At 52.4% G+C, this 16441-nt stretch carries 16 protein-coding genes and 1 pseudogene; 13 read left to right on the forward strand and 4 right to left on the reverse strand.

The window, feature by feature from the left end; all coding sequences use genetic code 11:
* Positions 1 to 143: 143 nt before the first annotated feature.
* Positions 144 to 1300 (reverse strand): annotated as a pseudogene (locus ABD76_RS26335) (IS110 family RNA-guided transposase).
* Positions 1301 to 1651: 351 nt separating this feature from the next.
* Here ABD76_RS26335 and ABD76_RS26340 point away from each other — a divergent pair.
* The 8 genes from ABD76_RS26340 to ABD76_RS26375 all read left to right on the forward strand — a co-directional run bounded on the left by ABD76_RS26340 (position 1652) and on the right by ABD76_RS26375 (position 10651).
* Positions 1652 to 2020: a YybH family protein gene (locus tag ABD76_RS26340; RefSeq protein ID WP_197259897.1), complete on the forward strand. Its 369-nt coding sequence runs from the start codon at positions 1652 to 1654 to the stop codon at positions 2018 to 2020.
* Positions 2017 to 2436, forward strand: a complete 420-nt coding sequence (locus ABD76_RS26345; protein WP_197259898.1) for a hypothetical protein — start codon at positions 2017 to 2019, stop codon at positions 2434 to 2436. The genes ABD76_RS26340 and ABD76_RS26345 overlap by 4 nt, the downstream gene beginning before the upstream one ends.
* Positions 2437 to 2591: 155 nt before the next feature.
* The gene (locus tag ABD76_RS26350) at positions 2592 to 4361 is read left to right on the forward strand and encodes a histidine kinase (protein ID WP_197259899.1); all 1770 of its coding nucleotides are present in this window, start codon (positions 2592 to 2594) and stop codon (positions 4359 to 4361) included.
* Positions 4336 to 5646: a response regulator transcription factor gene (locus tag ABD76_RS26355; RefSeq protein ID WP_197259900.1), complete on the forward strand. Its 1311-nt coding sequence runs from the start codon at positions 4336 to 4338 to the stop codon at positions 5644 to 5646. The genes ABD76_RS26350 and ABD76_RS26355 overlap by 26 nt, the downstream gene beginning before the upstream one ends.
* Positions 5647 to 5752: 106 nt before the next feature.
* Positions 5753 to 7432, forward strand: coding sequence for an extracellular solute-binding protein (locus ABD76_RS26360; RefSeq protein ID WP_197259901.1), 1680 nt, complete (start codon positions 5753 to 5755; stop codon positions 7430 to 7432).
* Between the two features lie 68 nt (positions 7433 to 7500).
* Entirely contained in the window at positions 7501 to 8433 is a 933-nt protein-coding gene (locus ABD76_RS26365) for an ABC transporter permease (RefSeq protein ID WP_197259902.1), read from the forward strand.
* Between the two features lie 18 nt (positions 8434 to 8451).
* A complete protein-coding gene (locus ABD76_RS26370; RefSeq protein WP_197259903.1) occupies positions 8452 to 9336 on the forward strand; it encodes a carbohydrate ABC transporter permease in 885 nt (294 codons plus the stop codon).
* A 43-nt stretch (positions 9337 to 9379) separates the two neighbouring features.
* Positions 9380 to 10651, forward strand: a complete 1272-nt coding sequence (locus tag ABD76_RS26375) for a Gfo/Idh/MocA family protein (RefSeq protein ID WP_197259904.1) — start codon at positions 9380 to 9382, stop codon at positions 10649 to 10651.
* A gap of 538 nt (positions 10652 to 11189) precedes the next feature.
* On the opposite strand, the gene ABD76_RS31105 is transcribed toward ABD76_RS26375, so the two are convergent.
* Both ABD76_RS31105 and ABD76_RS31110 read right to left on the reverse strand, forming a co-directional pair.
* Positions 11190 to 11474, reverse strand: a complete 285-nt coding sequence (locus ABD76_RS31105) for a hypothetical protein (RefSeq protein ID WP_420901977.1) — start codon at positions 11472 to 11474, stop codon at positions 11190 to 11192.
* Between the two features lie 19 nt (positions 11475 to 11493).
* Positions 11494 to 11706: a transposase gene (locus ABD76_RS31110; protein ID WP_420901978.1), complete on the reverse strand. Its 213-nt coding sequence runs from the start codon at positions 11704 to 11706 to the stop codon at positions 11494 to 11496.
* Positions 11707 to 12524: 818 nt separating this feature from the next.
* Between ABD76_RS31110 and ABD76_RS26385 the strand changes: the two genes are divergently transcribed.
* Together ABD76_RS26385 and ABD76_RS26390 are read left to right on the forward strand one after the other, a co-directional pair.
* On the forward strand, positions 12525 to 12884 hold the full coding sequence (locus ABD76_RS26385) for a GNAT family N-acetyltransferase (RefSeq protein WP_197259906.1): 360 nt from the start codon (positions 12525 to 12527) through the stop codon (positions 12882 to 12884).
* 45 nt (positions 12885 to 12929) lie between these two features.
* Positions 12930 to 13481: a cysteine peptidase family C39 domain-containing protein gene (locus ABD76_RS26390; protein WP_197259907.1), complete on the forward strand. Its 552-nt coding sequence runs from the start codon at positions 12930 to 12932 to the stop codon at positions 13479 to 13481.
* A gap of 344 nt (positions 13482 to 13825) precedes the next feature.
* Here ABD76_RS26390 and ABD76_RS26395 read toward each other — a convergent pair whose 3' ends face one another.
* Positions 13826 to 14398, reverse strand: a complete 573-nt coding sequence (locus ABD76_RS26395; protein WP_197259908.1) for a MarR family transcriptional regulator — start codon at positions 14396 to 14398, stop codon at positions 13826 to 13828.
* A gap of 144 nt (positions 14399 to 14542) precedes the next feature.
* Here ABD76_RS26395 and ABD76_RS31455 point away from each other — a divergent pair, with 144 nt between their 5' ends.
* From ABD76_RS31455 to ABD76_RS26405, 3 genes are all read left to right on the forward strand, one after another.
* Complete coding sequence (locus ABD76_RS31455) at positions 14543 to 14641, forward strand: hypothetical protein (protein WP_478354332.1); 99 nt, start codon at positions 14543 to 14545, stop codon at positions 14639 to 14641.
* Positions 14642 to 14960: 319 nt separating this feature from the next.
* Entirely contained in the window at positions 14961 to 15176 is a 216-nt protein-coding gene (locus ABD76_RS26400) for a sulfurtransferase TusA family protein (protein WP_168182929.1), read from the forward strand.
* 68 nt (positions 15177 to 15244) lie between these two features.
* Positions 15245 to 16411 carry an IS4 family transposase gene (locus ABD76_RS26405; protein WP_242069761.1) on the forward strand — a complete coding sequence of 389 codons (1167 nt, stop codon included), beginning with the start codon at positions 15245 to 15247 and terminating at the stop codon, positions 16409 to 16411.
* Positions 16412 to 16441 lie beyond the last annotated feature (30 nt).

Consider the following 16441-nt stretch of genomic DNA (forward strand, 5'->3'; position numbering starts at 1 on the left):
TCTGTGAAAATAATTACGCACACTTGATCTCAGCTCGTTATTGAGAAGTTGTAGAATTTCTGAAAAGTGGCAATACGATGCCCGAGCCTACTTGTTTTAAGAGGCCATGTATAAAGACGTAAGAAGTTGTCCACAATATTAGTTTAGCCTGTTTGAATGACTGTTTGCGCTCCGCCTTCGATGTAAGCTTGCTTGTTTTTGAGTATGTGGTAGCTGATGACGAGTATTTTTCGTGCAATGGCGATACAAGCTTTCTTCTTGCCTCGACGTGATGCGATCTTCCAAAATTTTGTTGCCAATACGGTGTTTCGGGAGCGAGCGATTGCCCAAGCCGCTTCGCTTAATGCTACTTTTGCATGCGTATTGCCTTTTACGCTTTTTGTACTTTTTTTTTGCCCGCACTTTCGTGATTACCCGGCGCGACACCAGCCCAAGAAGCAAGATGATCTGCTGTTGGGAATTGATTCATATCGACGCCAATCTCTGCGATTAGCGCGGCTGCCGTAATCTCACTGACACCTGGAATGGTTTGCAGCAGTTCGTATTCCATATGGTAAGGCTGCAAATGTGCATGAATCTCTTCTTCAAGACGAGCAATGGATTTCTCAAGATACTCGATATGTTCCCAGCAATCCTTGATGAGTTTGATCTGATGCGCGGTCATTGTGCCGAAAAGCGAGTCTGCAACTTGAGCTTTTTTATTCTTTATGGTTCCTCTTACGCAATCTTCCACGTCATCGACATCGACATATCCTTGATCGACCAAGCGTTGCAGTAGATTGCGTCCGGACACACCGAACACATCCGAAATGACGGTTCCAAGCTTAATATTGCAGGCTTCCAAGTACTTTTGGATGCGGTTCTTCTCGGCTGTTAACCCGCCAATTCGTTTCTTCCGAAGCCGGCAAAGATCACGTAATTCCCTTAGGTCTTCAGAGGGTACAAAGCTTGGCTCGATGAGACCTACACGAAGCAGCTTGGCAATCCATTCTGCGTCACAAACATCCGTTTTACGGCCAGGTACGTTTTTGATTCGCTGGGCATTCGCAAGGAGTACGGTGAAATAGCCCTCCAGGATATTGTAGACCGGCTTCCAGTAGATTCCGGTACTTTCCATGGCAATATGGGTTACAGCCTGTGATTCCAAATACTTCAATAGCTCAAACAGATGCTTGGTCAGCGTACCAAAGGTACGAACTTCACTTTGAACTTCGCCTGAAGCATCCGTCGTTAGTACACAGACGACGATCGTTTCTTGATGGACATCCATTCCCGCACAGCGGTCAAGCAAAACTTCCATAAGTTTACCTCCCTATAACTAGAAGCCATGACGGTGGATGAATTCGAGCATGAGCATTTTTCTGTTCGCGGTTCTCTAAATGGGCATTCAGAGCCAGCACAGGTTTGTACACAGAACTCATCCTCAACAGTTTATTGGACGGGGTAAAGACCACCATAAAAAACAACGTGTTACGCGTCATGATATTAGCAGTATGGGAAGTTGGCACATCAAGTAAACGCTCGCTATTTTCATGCTAGGTTTGCGAGTGAGAGCTCATGAATGTTTATTAAAAAGCTGTGGCCAGGGCGGAGACAGGCGGGTGGGAAATGCTGTATACTAGGGGCATTATACAAGGAAGGGAAGACGTTCATGGGCTATAAAAATGCGCTGGACCGATACATTGAAGCGACCAACAGTCATGATTTCGCGAACGTCAGGACATGGGTCGACAGCAATGCGGTATACTGGTTCTCGGACAAAACATGCACGACGCCGGAAGAGATACAGCGTTATTTCGAGAACGCGTGGGAGATTGTGAAGGAGGAAAAATATTCGGTTACGGATGTGGTCTGGATCGCGGAAGACGAGAACTCGGCCGCTTGCATTTATACGTATCATTGGGAAGGATACATCGATGGCAAGCATGCTTCCGGCAAGGGACGCGGGACGAACATCTTGGTGAAGCGCGGCGACGGGTGGAAAATCGTTCACGAGCATTTGAGCGGGCAAGTAGCGTGAACGCATTGCGATTCTTGAAGCTGATGCTCATCGGGATGGTCTTGCTTGTGGCCGGATGCGGCGTAACCGACGAACGGCCTGATCAGGCCCCTTTTCTATTATCCTATGAACTTAATTCCATCGAACCGGAGCATGAGGAACTGATCAACGATTGGCTGGCCGAAGCCAGGTCGGAACCTGACACGAGGATTCATTCCTATGAGATGGAGGAGTATTCGTACAGCTTTGTGCGCGGTTACAAGGACGTGAACATTACCTTCATCTACGAGAATGGGGAAGGGAGACTGAAGCAGCGGTTCATTAAAGGATCGGATCAGGATGAAGTGTTCGTTAAAATCAAATTCAATCCTTCGCTCTGCTGCATCGGTTCTATCTATGAGACGGATGATGCGGAAGCGCAGGGAGCCGGGAAGTAAGGGCATGGATTCTATAGCCTTCGATGGAAGCCACATTGTACAATAGGGTGCAGTGTGGCTTTTTTGCGCTGTTCCGACTGGAGGAGACAACGATCTCCGGCTTGCGGAATTGGTATATAATGCGGGTAACGCTAGCTGCCCGGGAGGTTCGATACGTGAAAAGATTGAACTTGCAGGTGTACCAGAAAGTGATTATCGTGTTCGCGGCTTTGGTTATTCCGATGACGGCAATCACGATCGCCGTCAATATGAATGCGGTGTCTTATCTGAAGGCCAAAATTCTGGAGTCGACCCGCGAAAAGGTTAACTATTACCGCGACCAGTTGAACAACCAGATTACGTTCATCCGCAACCAGCATCTCGCCTTCATGACGGACTCCAACCTGGAGGAGCTCAGCTTCAAGGCGGACGCCCTCGCCAAGTACGAGGAACTGCTTCTGATCCGGCGGATACAGGACCGATTGCAAACGATTGCCAATTCAAGCGACTTCGTGCAGGATGCCGCGGTCTACATCGAGTCCACCGGACGTGTCGTCTCGCTCGGGGACGGGATTCGGCCCTTCATTCCGGACAGCAAATGGGACGCGATCAGACAGATGGCGTTGGCCCAGAAGCAGCCATTTTATTTGCATAACGGCCGGATGTATTTTGTCGAGACAGCGAAAAATGGGACGATTGCGACCTACATCGAGATTCCCCAGGACCGCATGCTCGCGTTATCCGAGAATATGATACCGAAGCAGGGCGACAACGGATTTTTCCTGGCCGATGACCGCTCCCGATCGGTGATCAGCTCCTCCCGCCGCTACGATATCGAGAGCGGGATTGCGAAGCGTATGATGGGGCAAAAGGATGGCAGGTGGCAGGAAGGGAGCTTCCCCATCGTTTATAACAACGAGAACTACTTAATTATTTATGATCGTGTCAATGCATTGGGGTGTACGCTGTACACTTATATCGACGAGAGAGAGATTACAGGCGTCATCAGCAAATACAATTGGCTTATCGGGGCGGCCGCCGCAGCCGCGCTGATCATCATTGTCATTTTTGCCATGTCGGTCAATCAGATGATTCACAAGCCGCTGCGCCATCTCATTCGCGCGTTCCGCAAAATCGAAATGGATCCGCAGCAGTTGACGGCGGCCTCCACGTTCCCCAACAATGAGTTTACCTACTTGAATCACAGCTTCGACCGGATGCGGAGCGAATTGAGCGCTTCGATTCAGCTCAGTTACGAGCATAAGCTGCTGCTTCAGCAATCGGAGCTGCGCCAGCTGCAATCCCAGATCAATCCACATTTTCTGTATAACGGGTTCTATAATGTGTACCGGATGTGCCGGGCGGAGGATGTGGAAGGAGCGGCCGAGTTGTCGCTGAAGCTGGCCACTTATTATGAATTCATCACCCGGAGCGGAAGCGATGAGGTGCCGCTGGAGCGGGAATATGAGCATGCCGAGGTCTATTGCGACATTCAGCGCATCCGCTTCGCGCGCTCCGTCCATATCGCCTTCGAGCCGCTGCCGGAAGCCGTCGCGAAGCTTCCCGTTCCGCGGCTCATCATTCAACCGATAGTCGAGAATGCGTTCAAGCATGCGTTCGAGCTGGAGAGGAAGCGGGAGACATGCCTGCTTGCGGTGAAGCACGAGGCGGAAGAGTTGGCGATCCGGGTGGAAGACAGCGGCAAAGCGTTGACCGATGAGACGATCGAGGCATTGAACAAGCAGTTCGCGAACCCGGCTGCCGTAACCGAGAAGACGGGACTCATTAATGTTTGCAACCGCTTGCAGCTCCGGTATGGCGGCAAGAGCCGCATGAAGGCGAGCCGGAGCCGGCTGGGCGGACTATGCATTGAATTGATATTGCCTATATTGCCTGCACATCCAGAGGGAGGGTCTGAAGATGTACCGAATTTTGATCGTCGATGACGATGCCATTGTGGTGGATGGATTATCTCAGTTGCTGGCCGCGCATTACAAGGAGGAGCTCGATATTTGCAGGGCGTACGGTTCCGAGGAAGCATCGGATATGATCAAAAAGACGAAGCTGGATATCGTCATCAGCGACATCGACATGCCGTGGAAGTCGGGCCTCGACATGGCGGATGACATTGTGCGCTATTGGCCGAAATGCCGCATTGTTTTTTTGACCGGCTACAGCGACTTCAACTACATTTACAGCGCGATGAAGAAGAGAGCCTCGCATTTTATCCTGAAGACCGAGAATGACGAGCATCTGCTCAGTGTCGTCCAAGGTGTGCTCGATGAGCTGGACGCAGAGCGGAAGAAGCAGGATGTGCTGCGGCGCGCGCACACGGAGCTGGAATTCTTGCGTCCGCTCCTTACGAGAGAGTGGCTTCAGGCGCTGCTGGAGCAGCCGGAGGCGGGACAGGCTCTGATGGCCAAGAGCGGCGGGGAATGGGCGATTCAGGCAAGGGTCCCCTTTCTGCTGCTGGTCGGCAGCGCCCGCTGGAAGCAGGAGATCTCCTGGACTACTAAGGTGCAGAGCTACGGCTATGTGCTGAATGTGTTCAAGGAACTGCTTCCTCCGCTGCTTGCGGCGAATGGCTTCGTGATGAATGACTCCTTGTTCGTCTGGCTAATTCAGCCGCGGAAGGAGGATGCGGCGTTCCGGAACCCTGACGGCAGCGTCGTATGGGATCAGGTAGCCGATTATTTGAGAGGAACGCTGGAGAATATCCAGAATGAGTTCCTCTCTCTGCTGGATCTGGAAGTATCCTTCTTCTTCCAGCGTCAGCCGCTCGGATGGGACACGTGGAAGCGGGAGCTCGACTCCTTGCGGCAGAAGGTGCAGCGCCGCATATCGGGGATGGCTCATCTGACGATTGCGGACATCGGACGGCTGCAGCAGGAAGACGATACGGAACGCTGGGTGCGGGAGGTGCATGAGTTCATTGCCGGCCATCTGAGCGATGATCTGTCCCTCGTCCGCATTGCCGAGAAGGTTCATATGAATCCGAGCTATCTGTCCCGGTACTACAAGCAGGTGACCGGCCGCAATCTGTCCGAATATATTTCCGATGCCCGCCTGGAGGCCGCGAAGAGATGGATTGTGGAGGAGCGTTTGAAATTCCATGAGATCGCCTTCCGTCTTGGCTTCAATTCCCCGTCTTATTTTACGACCTTCTTCAAAAAGCTGACCGGTCAGACCCCACAGGAATACCGGGAAGCTCATCTTGAGGAAATGAGGTAAATAAATCGAAATCAATGTCAACAAAGTGAAATTGAAAGCGCATACAGAGGGAGTTACGCTTAATGGTGTAGACATTGCGCACCGATTTTCGAAGAGGGGGATTCGCATGAGAACGCGTTCGCGCAACACCGTAGTTATCTGGACGATGCTGCTGTCGTTGGTCTTCGTCTCCACACTGGCCGGCTGCGGAAGCAAGCAAGAAGCCTCCACGCCAGCAGGCGAGACGCCGGCCGCGGCAGAAGGAAATGAGATCTCGGCTGATCCGCTCTGGAAGTATCCGGAGCCGGTCAAGGTTACGCAGGTTATCGGCTATGGCGCGCCAGAGGATCCGAAGACGCCGAAGGGAACGACGCCGGCGACGAATGCGTACCTGACGAAGCTGAAGGAGATGCTGAACATCGAGGTGGAGTTCCTCTGGCAGGTGCCGAGCGATCAGGCGCAGCAGAAGTTCTCGCTCGCTATTGCGTCAGGCGATCTGCCGGATGTATTCGAGATCGGGATTACGGATTATGAGAAATTCAAGGAAGACGACATGCTGGAGGACTTGACGGAAGCGTACGAGAAGTATGCTTCGCCGGAACTGAAGGCCTATGTGGAAGCGGATGGCGGCAAGACGCTGGAGATGTACAAGAGCGACGGGAAAATATTGGCGCTGCCGAATTTCGAGGACCCGTTCATGTCGGCCCAGATTTTGTGGCTGCGCAAGGATTGGCTCGACAAGCTGAAGCTCGGCGTTCCGCAGACCTTGGACGAGCTGGAGCAGGTCGCCGAAGCGTTCGTCAATCAGGACCCGGACGGCAATGGCAAAAAGGACACGTACGGGATCGCGTTCAATAAAGACCTGATTTCCTGGGGCTTCGATGCCCGCGGCTTCTTCTATTCGATGGGGGCTTATCCGAAGGCCTGGATCAAAAATGCGGAAGGCGCCCTCGTGCCGGGCGAAATCCAGCCCGAGACCAAGGCGGCGCTGGAGCGAATGAATCAATGGTACAGCAAAGGCCTGATTGACAAGGAGTTCGCGTTCAAGGACATAGACAAGGTCGTCGAGGATGTCGTCGCGGGAAAGGTGGGAATCTCGTTCGGGGAATGGTGGTATCCGAATTGGCCCCTCAACATGAACCGCGATCAGAATCCGGAAGCCGAGTGGATTGCGGTGCCGATTCCGTCCTATGACGGCAAGCCGGGACAGACGCTGATTCCCAGCCAGCGGTTGAGCCGCATCTATGCCGTGCGCAAAGGATATGAGCATCCCGAAGCGATCATCAAAATGGCCAATTTCTATCTGGAGCTGGAGAAGCCGAAGTACAAGGATGAGGTCAAAGCCGAAAACGGCTATGTGTATAACTGGTATCAGCCGCGCTTTTACAATCCGTTCGATTTCGAGACCGCTTACACGGAAGTGAATGAAGCGTTGAAGAACAAGCAGGAGCAGATTTCTTCCGATAATCCGACCTCGGTGGAAGTGTTCGATGCGGCCGCGAAGTATCTGCAAGGCGACCAATCGATGTGGGGCATGTACACAAGCCGCGCCGCGGAGGACGGGGGCTGGGGAATTACGCGCCAGCTGCGGGATAAGCCGTATGTCGTCAATGAGTTCTATGGCACCGCCACGCCTACGATGACGGAAAAGAGCGCCTCCCTCAACAAAATGACGGATGAGATGTTCACGAAGATGATTATGGGCTCCGCCCCCATCAGCGAATTCGATAAGTATGTAGAGAGCTGGAAGAAGCTTGGCGGGCAGGACATTATGGACGAAGTGAACGAATGGTACGCCAATAAGTAAGCCTGGCGACAACCCGAGGGAGAGGGCGAAGCGCGCTCTCCCTCGCCGTTACGGGGAGGAAACTGCGAATGTTGAATGCGACGAAAGCTCAGATTGCCGTTACGCCGCGTCCGAAGCGGCGCATTCGGACCTTGCCGCTCCACCTCATGCTGCTTCCCGGCGTGATTATCACGCTGATTTTCGCTTACGGTCCGATGTTCGGCATCGTCATGGCCTTTCAAAAATATACGCCGTCGAAGGGCTTTTTCGGCTCCAAATGGGTCGGGCTCAAAAACTTCGAGTATATCTTCAATATGCCGGACTTCTACCAGGTGCTGTGGAATACGATCATCATCGCGGTGCTGAAAATTATATTTTCGCTGCTTGTGCCGCTGCTGCTGGCCTTGCTTCTTCAAGAAATCAGGAGAAGCTGGATCGTCCGCACGGTGCAGACGAGCGTCTTTCTGCCGTTCTTCCTGTCCTGGACAATATTGGCGGGCGTTATCTTCGAGATTTTTTCGCTGCATGGTCCGCTTAACTCGATACTCGCCTACTTCGGTGTGGAGCCGATTATGTTCATGGGCGACAAAAGCTGGTTCCGCGGCATCCTGATCGGATCGGACGTATGGAAAGGAATGGGCTATAACATGATCATCTACCTGGCGGCGATTCTGGGCATCAATCCGAATCTGTATGAAGCCGCGGAGATTGACGGAGCGGGCAGATGGAAACAGGTGCTGCATATTACGCTGCCGGGCATCGTGCCGATCATTGTGCTGCTCGCCACGCTGAGCCTGGGGTCCGTGCTGAATGCCGGCTTCGAGCAGATTCTGCTGCTTTATAATCCGCTCGTGTATGAGAGTGCGGATGTCATTGATACGCTAGTGTACCGGATGGGGCTGATTGATCAGCAATTTTCGCAAGCGGCGGCGTTCGGGCTGTTCAAGTCGGTCGTATCGGTCATCCTCGTATCCATTTCTTATTACTTGGCCTATCGCTTCACGAATTACCGCATATTCTAGCGAGAGGAGACGTCATGCATGCATTACAAGCCATCGCCTTCCAGAGCGGCATTTCAAATCGTTAACGGCATCGTGCTGGCTTCCATTACGCTGCTCGGCATCATTCCGTTCATCCATCTCCTGGCCGTCTCGTTCAGCTCGAACTCGGCCGCCGTGGCCGGTCAAGTCCGGCTGTGGCCTGTGGAGTTCACCTGGGATGCCTATGTCTATCTCGGGCAAAAGGCGGAATTTTTCCAATCGCTCTGGGTCTCCGTGCAGCGCGTCGTGCTCGGGACGGCCATCAGCATGCTGCTGTGCGTGCTGTCAGCCTATCCGCTATCCAGGGAAACGAGCGATTTCAGGTCCCGCACCGCCTATGTATGGTTTTTTGTCATTACGATGTTTTTCGGCGGCGGCTTGATTCCGACGTACATGGTGGTCAAGAACGCCGGCTTGCTGAATACAATCTGGGCCCTCATTATTCCCGGGGCGCTGAGCGTCTGGAATATGGTCATGCTGCTGAACTTTTTCCGGAATATTCCTAAAGATCTGGATGAAGCGGCGATTATGGACGGCGCCGGGCACGGGTCGCTGCTGTTCCGGATTTACTTGCCGGTCTCTCTGCCCGCTATCGCCACGATTCTGCTGTTCACGATTATCGGCCACTGGAATTCCTGGTTCGACGGCATTATTTACATGAATTCGCCGGGCAATTATCCACTGCAGACGTATCTGTCCACGCTGATCACCTCTTCGAACAAGGAGAGCATATCCGTCGATGAGCTGGCGACGATGCAGAGCTATGGCGAGAAGACACTGCGCACCGCGCAAATCTTCCTCGGAGCGCTGCCGATTATGGCGGTTTATCCCTTTTTGCAGAAGTATTTTGTCAAAGGCATCACGGTAGGCAGCGTCAAAGGGTAATGCTGCCCGCGGTCAGTTACGGAACATGGAGGAGAGAGCAGAGATGAAGAGAGTGAAGCTGGCCTTGATTGGGGCGGGTCTTCGGGGAGTCAATTACACGAATTATGCCCTCCAGCATCCCGACGAGGTCGGAGTCGTCGCGGTGGCCGAGCCGATAGAAGACAGACGGATGAGCTTCCAGCAGGCGCACAGGCTCCCGGATGAGATGTGCTATGCGGACTGGCGCGAGATGCTGGATCGGCCGAATCTGGCGGATGCCGTCCTTATCTGCACGCAGGATTATATGCATTATGAGCCGACGATGCGGGCGCTGGCGTGCGGTTATCATGTCCTGTTAGAGAAACCGATGTCCCCGAAGCCGCTGGAATGCATCCGGATGGGCGAGCGGGCGGGACAATCCGGGCTCGTTTTGTCGGTTTGCCACGTGCTGCGCTATACCCGGTTTTTCGGCACCATTAAGCAGATGCTGGAGGAAGGCCGCATTGGACGGCTGATGTCCATTCAGCATAACGAGAATGTCGGTTACTGGCATCAGGCGCACAGCTTCGTGCGCGGCAATTGGCGGAATGCGGATGAGACGAGTCCGATGATTCTGGCGAAATCATGCCACGATATGGACATTCTGCTGTGGCTGGCCGGGGATTCATGCACGAATATCGCTTCCTTCGGCAGCTTGAGCCATTTCACGGCCGAGAATGCGCCGGCCGGCGCCCCGAAGCGATGTGTTGACGGCTGCCCGGCCGCAGAGGACTGCCTGTATTATGCACCGAAGACGTATTTGACAGACGAGGACAACTGGATGAAGCTCGCCATCAGCGACGATCAGAGCTATGAAGGGCGGCTGAAGGCGATCCAGGAAGGGCCGTACGGGCGCTGTGTCTATCACTGCGACAACAATGTCGTAGACCATCAGGTGGTGAGCATGGACTTCCGCAATGAAGTAACGGACGTGTTCACGATGTCCGCCTTCACGAAGGAATGCTCGCGGACGATCAAGCTGATGGGGACAGAAGGAGAGATTCGCGGTGCAATGGAAAAGAACGAAATCGAGCTGATCCGCTTTGACCGGAACGAGCCGGAGCTCATCTCCCTGGAGGCGCCCGGCGGCCATGCCGGACATGGGGGAGGAGACGAAGGCTTGATCAGGGACTTCATTCGCCTCGTAGCGAACGGCGGCACGGCCAAGGGACTAACGTCCGCGGAGAATTCCGTCCAGAGCCACATGATGGCCTTTGCGGCGGAGGAGGCGAGAGTCACAGGCAAGGTCGTTCATATGCCGGAGTACCTGGACCGATTCGCCTCCGCCACAATCTAATATTGAGCTGCTATATCCGCTTGTACAGCCAGCCCGTATCGCCGCTTGCGAACGGGCTTCTTTTATTATGAAATGAGGTCATTCAGGCAAGCGAACGGAAACATGTCTGTGTCCGAAGCTTCTTATAAGCATTGCTATGAACGTGACTTGTCAAGCTCCACATCGAAAAGCTCAAATACTCGGCGCGAAGGCAAAATGCTAGTCGTCGGCTGGCACACTGCTATCCGTGGGTTGGGTACCACATTTTATACCTGCGACAAAGGGAGCTTCCGTCAACTCTCCTCGCGTGTTGATAAAGCGGACATACGCCAGCCTTACTAACGCAGTGCCTAAAACGCGGATTTCTCCCTTATACCTTCTCTTTGCCTTCGGGCCCAATATTTCAGACATGCACTTTCCGTAAGTTTGTCAAGGTGCTTTCCCTTGACAAACGACTCCTTTTACCCACACTATTTTTCATCCCAGCCATTGCTGGGGAGCTGCCACACGGCGAGTGAGGGGGTGCAGGGGGCATCGCCCCTTGCCTAGCTGTTTTCTCTTACGCATTCGCTCTTTCTGCTTCTCTGGCGGTGGCCCATACGAACCCAACGAGTTCTCTGGCTACGGCTCCGATCGCGACATTTTTGTGCTTTCCCCGTTGAAGGACAAGACGCATATATTTTTTGTGCAACCGGTTTTGAGCTTTCCATGAAATCTCTTGGATTCCCGGCTCCAGCTCCTCTAATCTAGTGCGGAGTTTTCCCTTTACTGCAGGACGGTGCCTGTAATGCCAGGCGGCCTCCACCATAAGACGTCGAAGAGAAGCATTTCCGGCCTTCGTCATTTTGCCTTTCCGATTCGATTCACCCGAGGAGTATTCTCGAGGAACAAGACCAAGAAAAGCCCATAAGCTGCATGGGAGATTTGAAGCGCTCAAAGCTTCCAATTTCCGCTGCAATGGTCACCGCGTTAACCAGACCAATTCCACGGAGTCCTTGCAAGGCCTGAATCACGGACGCATTCGCTCCCTCTGCCGCCTCCATGACAATCGCCTCTTCCAGTCGCTTTAACCGCATTTCGCATTCCACGATGGCATGACCTACTTTCCATTTTAACCTACGAAATGAAGCAAATACGGAGCTGTTTTCACGTTCATTATAACTCTCCCCGCGGCTCAGAAGTAGCGGATAATGTGTGGAGTCATCTTACGAGTAATCTCCCCAACGCTCAGAATGATGTAAATGTATAGAGTTCCTTGCGAGTAATCTCCCCAAGGCTCAGGACAGCGCAAATATGTGAAGAGCCTTATGCGCGAACTCCCCAAGGCTCAGGATAGCCCAAATATGTGAAGAGCCTTATGCCCAATCTTCCCAAGACTCAGAACAGCGTAAAAGCTATGGAGTTCCAAATGAATACTCTCTTCGTGGCTCAGAATCGGGCAGCAAGTGGGGAGTATCCAGACTCAGGAAGATGGGGAAGAAGGAAGTGTGAATCCCTGACCAGTTGGGATATTGGTGAGAAGAGCAGAAAGGGTGGTGCTGACCGATTGGGATAATGCCGCAAAGAGCGGAGGAAGGTTGGATTTGATTGGCTGGCAACGAGGCGCAAGTGTGAAATGTTTTCTGACACGGTGGGAGATGGCGAACTGATCTGACCCGTTGGGATAATGGTTCAAAGTGCAATAGGGGGCGTGCTGACCGATGGGATATCAACACGGCAAAGCACAAAAGCATGGGTTCTTGAGCGGCGCGGAGGGCGATGAAAATAGCGGAGGAGGTGGTGTAAGCCTCAAGAGGAATATATTTTAAAGAATCCTCTTTCTTGGTACAATATCGGAAGGCAGTGGGCTGAACCACTCCCTATACATAAATTGAATGATTGGGAGAGGCTGATTATGAGATTACAAGGTGAAAGTGGTGAATTAACTTTGATCACGGAACAAGACTTGGACTTTCTGTGCCAAATGGAATGTGATAGGGATTTATGGCATTTTGAAGAATCGGTTCCGAGTATGGAAGAGGCAAAGGAGGATTTTCTGGAGAAAATCGCCGCGAGCGAAGAGGAGGAAGGGTCAAGCTATGATTTCGTCGTCAGGCTGGCTTCGGATCAGGCAGCCGCCCCCATCGGGATGGCACAAATATGGAGCTATGTCGATTGGCGTAAAAGCTGGGAAATCGGGTTCGCGATATTGCCGGAATACGGGGGACGCGGATACGGACGCGAAGCGGCGGAGCTGCTGCTGGCGAGGAGTTAGAAAATAGAGGACTCGTTGACGTTTTCGAGAGAAAGGACCAATGCGATGTATCGTTCATTTTTTGTAAGCCAGCATGATCAAGACTATCATCCGGAGGTTGCTTGCGGGGTGGCGAGCTTATTGATGCTGCTGCGTTATCATCAGCTTGCGGATGAGCCGACGTTTATTCAATTGGCCCAAGAGCTGAGATTGACCGATCCACCGGCCATCAAGGGGTATCTAGCCAATGATCCCCCGATAGGCGTATACCCGGAAGACGTATACCGATTTTTATTTGAACGGAAGATCCTGTTCCGGGTGTCTTTTTTCAAGCATGAGTGGGAAGTCTGCCTGCTGGGCGGGCCAATCATGGTGCTGATGAGAGACGATGGGGACGAGTTCGGACCGGACGGGCACTGGGTTGTCGTCGTGGACAAGGAGGGGCCGACATTCATTTATTTGGATCCTTGGTATAAGGAAGACAGTGGAGAATATGTGAGGCAGATCGAGGAATCGGCATTTTTCGATTGCTTCACGGGCTGCGCATGTCAAATTATTCAGACGGGTCGGGGCTTTACGAAGTTGATCCCGGTAGCTGAAGAAGACGGTCAGTTATGATCTTTCGTACGGGGACAAGAGCGGATCAGGCTAAAGTGTACGATGTGCCTCGTCAGGCTTTTGGCGGCAGGGAATAGAAGTCGAATGGTGGAGCGAATTCGCCAGTCGGAGCAGTTCGTTCCGGAATTTTCGCTCGTTTCCGCGAGACGAACGCTGACATCGTGCCAGCCGGATCTCTCAGCTTCGACCTGAAGCAATTCGAGGTCCTGGACGACGTGTTCATGGCATCCGAACTATCGGAAGGATCGTTGTCGAGTAGAAACGGAGAACTGATCTATCCTCCGACTTCCGTCTTTCACGGAGTAAGGAGATAGAGCGGAGCGGGGGCATCCGGAGCCGTTGGGTCAGCGGTTCTCCGGGTGCTCCGTTGCTGGATCGGGACCGGATTCCGGATGAACCCATGACGCTTTCGACGCATCTTGAAGGACACGGACGAGAAAGCGTAATTCATCAGGTTCGTACTTTTGCAGGAACCGGACGACTCCAATTTCTAACTGCCGATGCAGTGCTTGATGAAGCTGATAAAGCTCGCAGCCTAGCGGTGTCGTGCGGAACAGAATTTCTTTTTTATTGTCGGGGAGGAACTCCTTTTGAATCAGATTTTTGGCAGCCAATCTTCGCGTAATTTTCGATACGGTGCCTTTGAAAATTCCGAACTGCTTGGAGATGGTAATGCCATTGACCGGTTCCAGTTGCCCGATCGCATCCAAAACATGCAGCTCCATAATCGTCATGTCCCGCAGATGCTCGGCAATGGCCGGATTTGAGCAATTGCGCACCATCCATTCTCTCTCCTCATCTTCCTCTGATTCCGCCCGCTTCTGCAGGGCGGCGATCAAGCGCAGAATCTCATCAATCATTCGCTTGCCTTCCTGATGATCTTCATAACGAGCATGATTATCGGCTGTATCTGTCATGGAATGCTCTCCTTAACCCTTGATTTCTCATTTTAGTATAGCAAGAAATTTGCGAATGACAATGTTTCCTAGAAACAATATTGACAGCACTCCGCGGCCGCAGTAATATAGTTTCCAGGAAACAAAAGAGAGAAGATTCTCTCCATCAAGATCGAGCGCATGTATCCGCTGGCCGAGGCGGCCAAGGCGCATGCCGCATTTGAGCAGCGGCAAGTGACAGGCCGGTTGCTGCTGATTCCGTAAGTTCCGGCAACATGGTTTAGCGTGGCGTTGATATGCATCTCTACCGGACAGACGATGACCATGTGTTTCGAGGTGATTATCCGGTGGCTGGAGCACAGGATCCGACGATAGAGCGTATCTGCGTGCCGGTTCATCTGATAGAACGGGGGACGGCTTCCTGGACCGGTTCGGCGGAAGAGCCCGCGGAGTCGAAAGTGTAGCGTCATCGAGCCGCAGAGTAAAGGGGACGCCGCCTGAAGAACCTCTTGAGGTTCACCCTCTAGCGGCGTATACTCGATAGCGGAGCATAGAGTACATCAAGTTGGATGGAGGCGGTTCTATGATAGAGATCGATTGCTTGGGTGAAGTCTGTCCGGTGCCCGTGATGATGCTGAAGAAGCATCAGGAAGCGATACGCGGCGGAGAGAAGGTGCTGCTCGTCACTGATCATAGCTGCGCCAAAGTATCGATAGGCGATTACTGCCGCAGCAATAACTTGATATGCTCGGTTCACGAAGTCATCAATGGCGTGTGGGAGATTACGATAGAGGCGTAAGAGATGTCTGAATTCACACCTGTTGATTAACCACAAAATGGTAGAAAAAAAGCCGCACACCCGGTAAAATGTTTGTACGCCTACAAACTCAACCGAAGAAAGGTGGCGACTCCATGAAAAAGTCTACCACGATCCTGTCCATCCTTCAATCCGTTTTGCCTGCAGAAGAAATCGATTCTGCAATCGAACTCGCCGGCTATAAAGACAAGGCCCGCAAGTTTACCGTCCATCATTTGCTACAATATTGGGCGATGGCTGCCTCTGAACAATGGGATAGCTACCGTTCAGGTGTGGTTCATGCAGCAGCCAGCGGCTTGCTTCCTGTCCATTATTCCAGTTTTTCCGGAAAGGCAGCTGAGGTTCCCTTTGCTGTATTCAAGGAGCTCCTACACCGGCTCATCCAAACCTGTAATCGTCAAACGACCCGAAAGCTGGCCTTTCCTAAAGAATTGCTTTTGATTGACTCGACGACCGTAACGGTAGGAAAAACTCGCTTGCCCTGGGCCCCTTACCATGGTGAGCGTTCGGGCATTAAGCTACATGTTTCTTTGCAAGCCCAATGCGACTCCCCTCTAAACGTGGTCGAAACGGTTGGTTCGAAACATGATGGTCCGCTCTGTGAAAGCTTAACCCATTTGGATTACATTATGGTTATGGACCGGGCTTACGGGAAGCTCGAACGATTAGATCGTTTCAAAGAAGAAGGTCAATCCTTTGTCGTTCGACTGCGTGATAACGTTCATCTTGAAAAACCACGTGCTCTACGCCGGCAAAAAGAGCCTAACAGCCCGGTCATCCGGGACATTACGTGCCAACTTGGAACAGAGCAATGTCGATCCAAGAAGCGGCATCGCGTCGTTACCTTCCAAGATTTCGATGGCCGAGAACTCCGCGTCGTTACCGATCTCATGCAAGTGACCCCAGAAGAAATCGCACAGATGTATAAAGCCCGGTGGCAAATCGAGGTTTTCTTTCGCTGGATCAAGCAGCACTTGAATATCCCTACTTTGTTCGGGACAACTGAAAATGCCGTGTACGGGCAGCTGTTTGTAGCTCTCATCGTTTACGTGTTACTCAAATGGTTATTTGATACCACTCAAGGGGTCGTATCTAGGCATCAAAAGCTGTCCTTTATTCACTTTGCACGTCTATTTAGGCTAAATTCCCTTCCTCCCGAATGGCTCGTTAAGATGCAGAGGATAAGAGAAAAATTCAGCCCTGCCGGGCTTGTTTGAGTTACACAATTTGGTTAATCAACATGTCTG

This window comes from Paenibacillus dendritiformis, from assembly GCF_015845845.1.
Lineage (GTDB): Bacteria > Bacillota > Bacilli > Paenibacillales > Paenibacillaceae > Paenibacillus_B > Paenibacillus_B dendritiformis_C.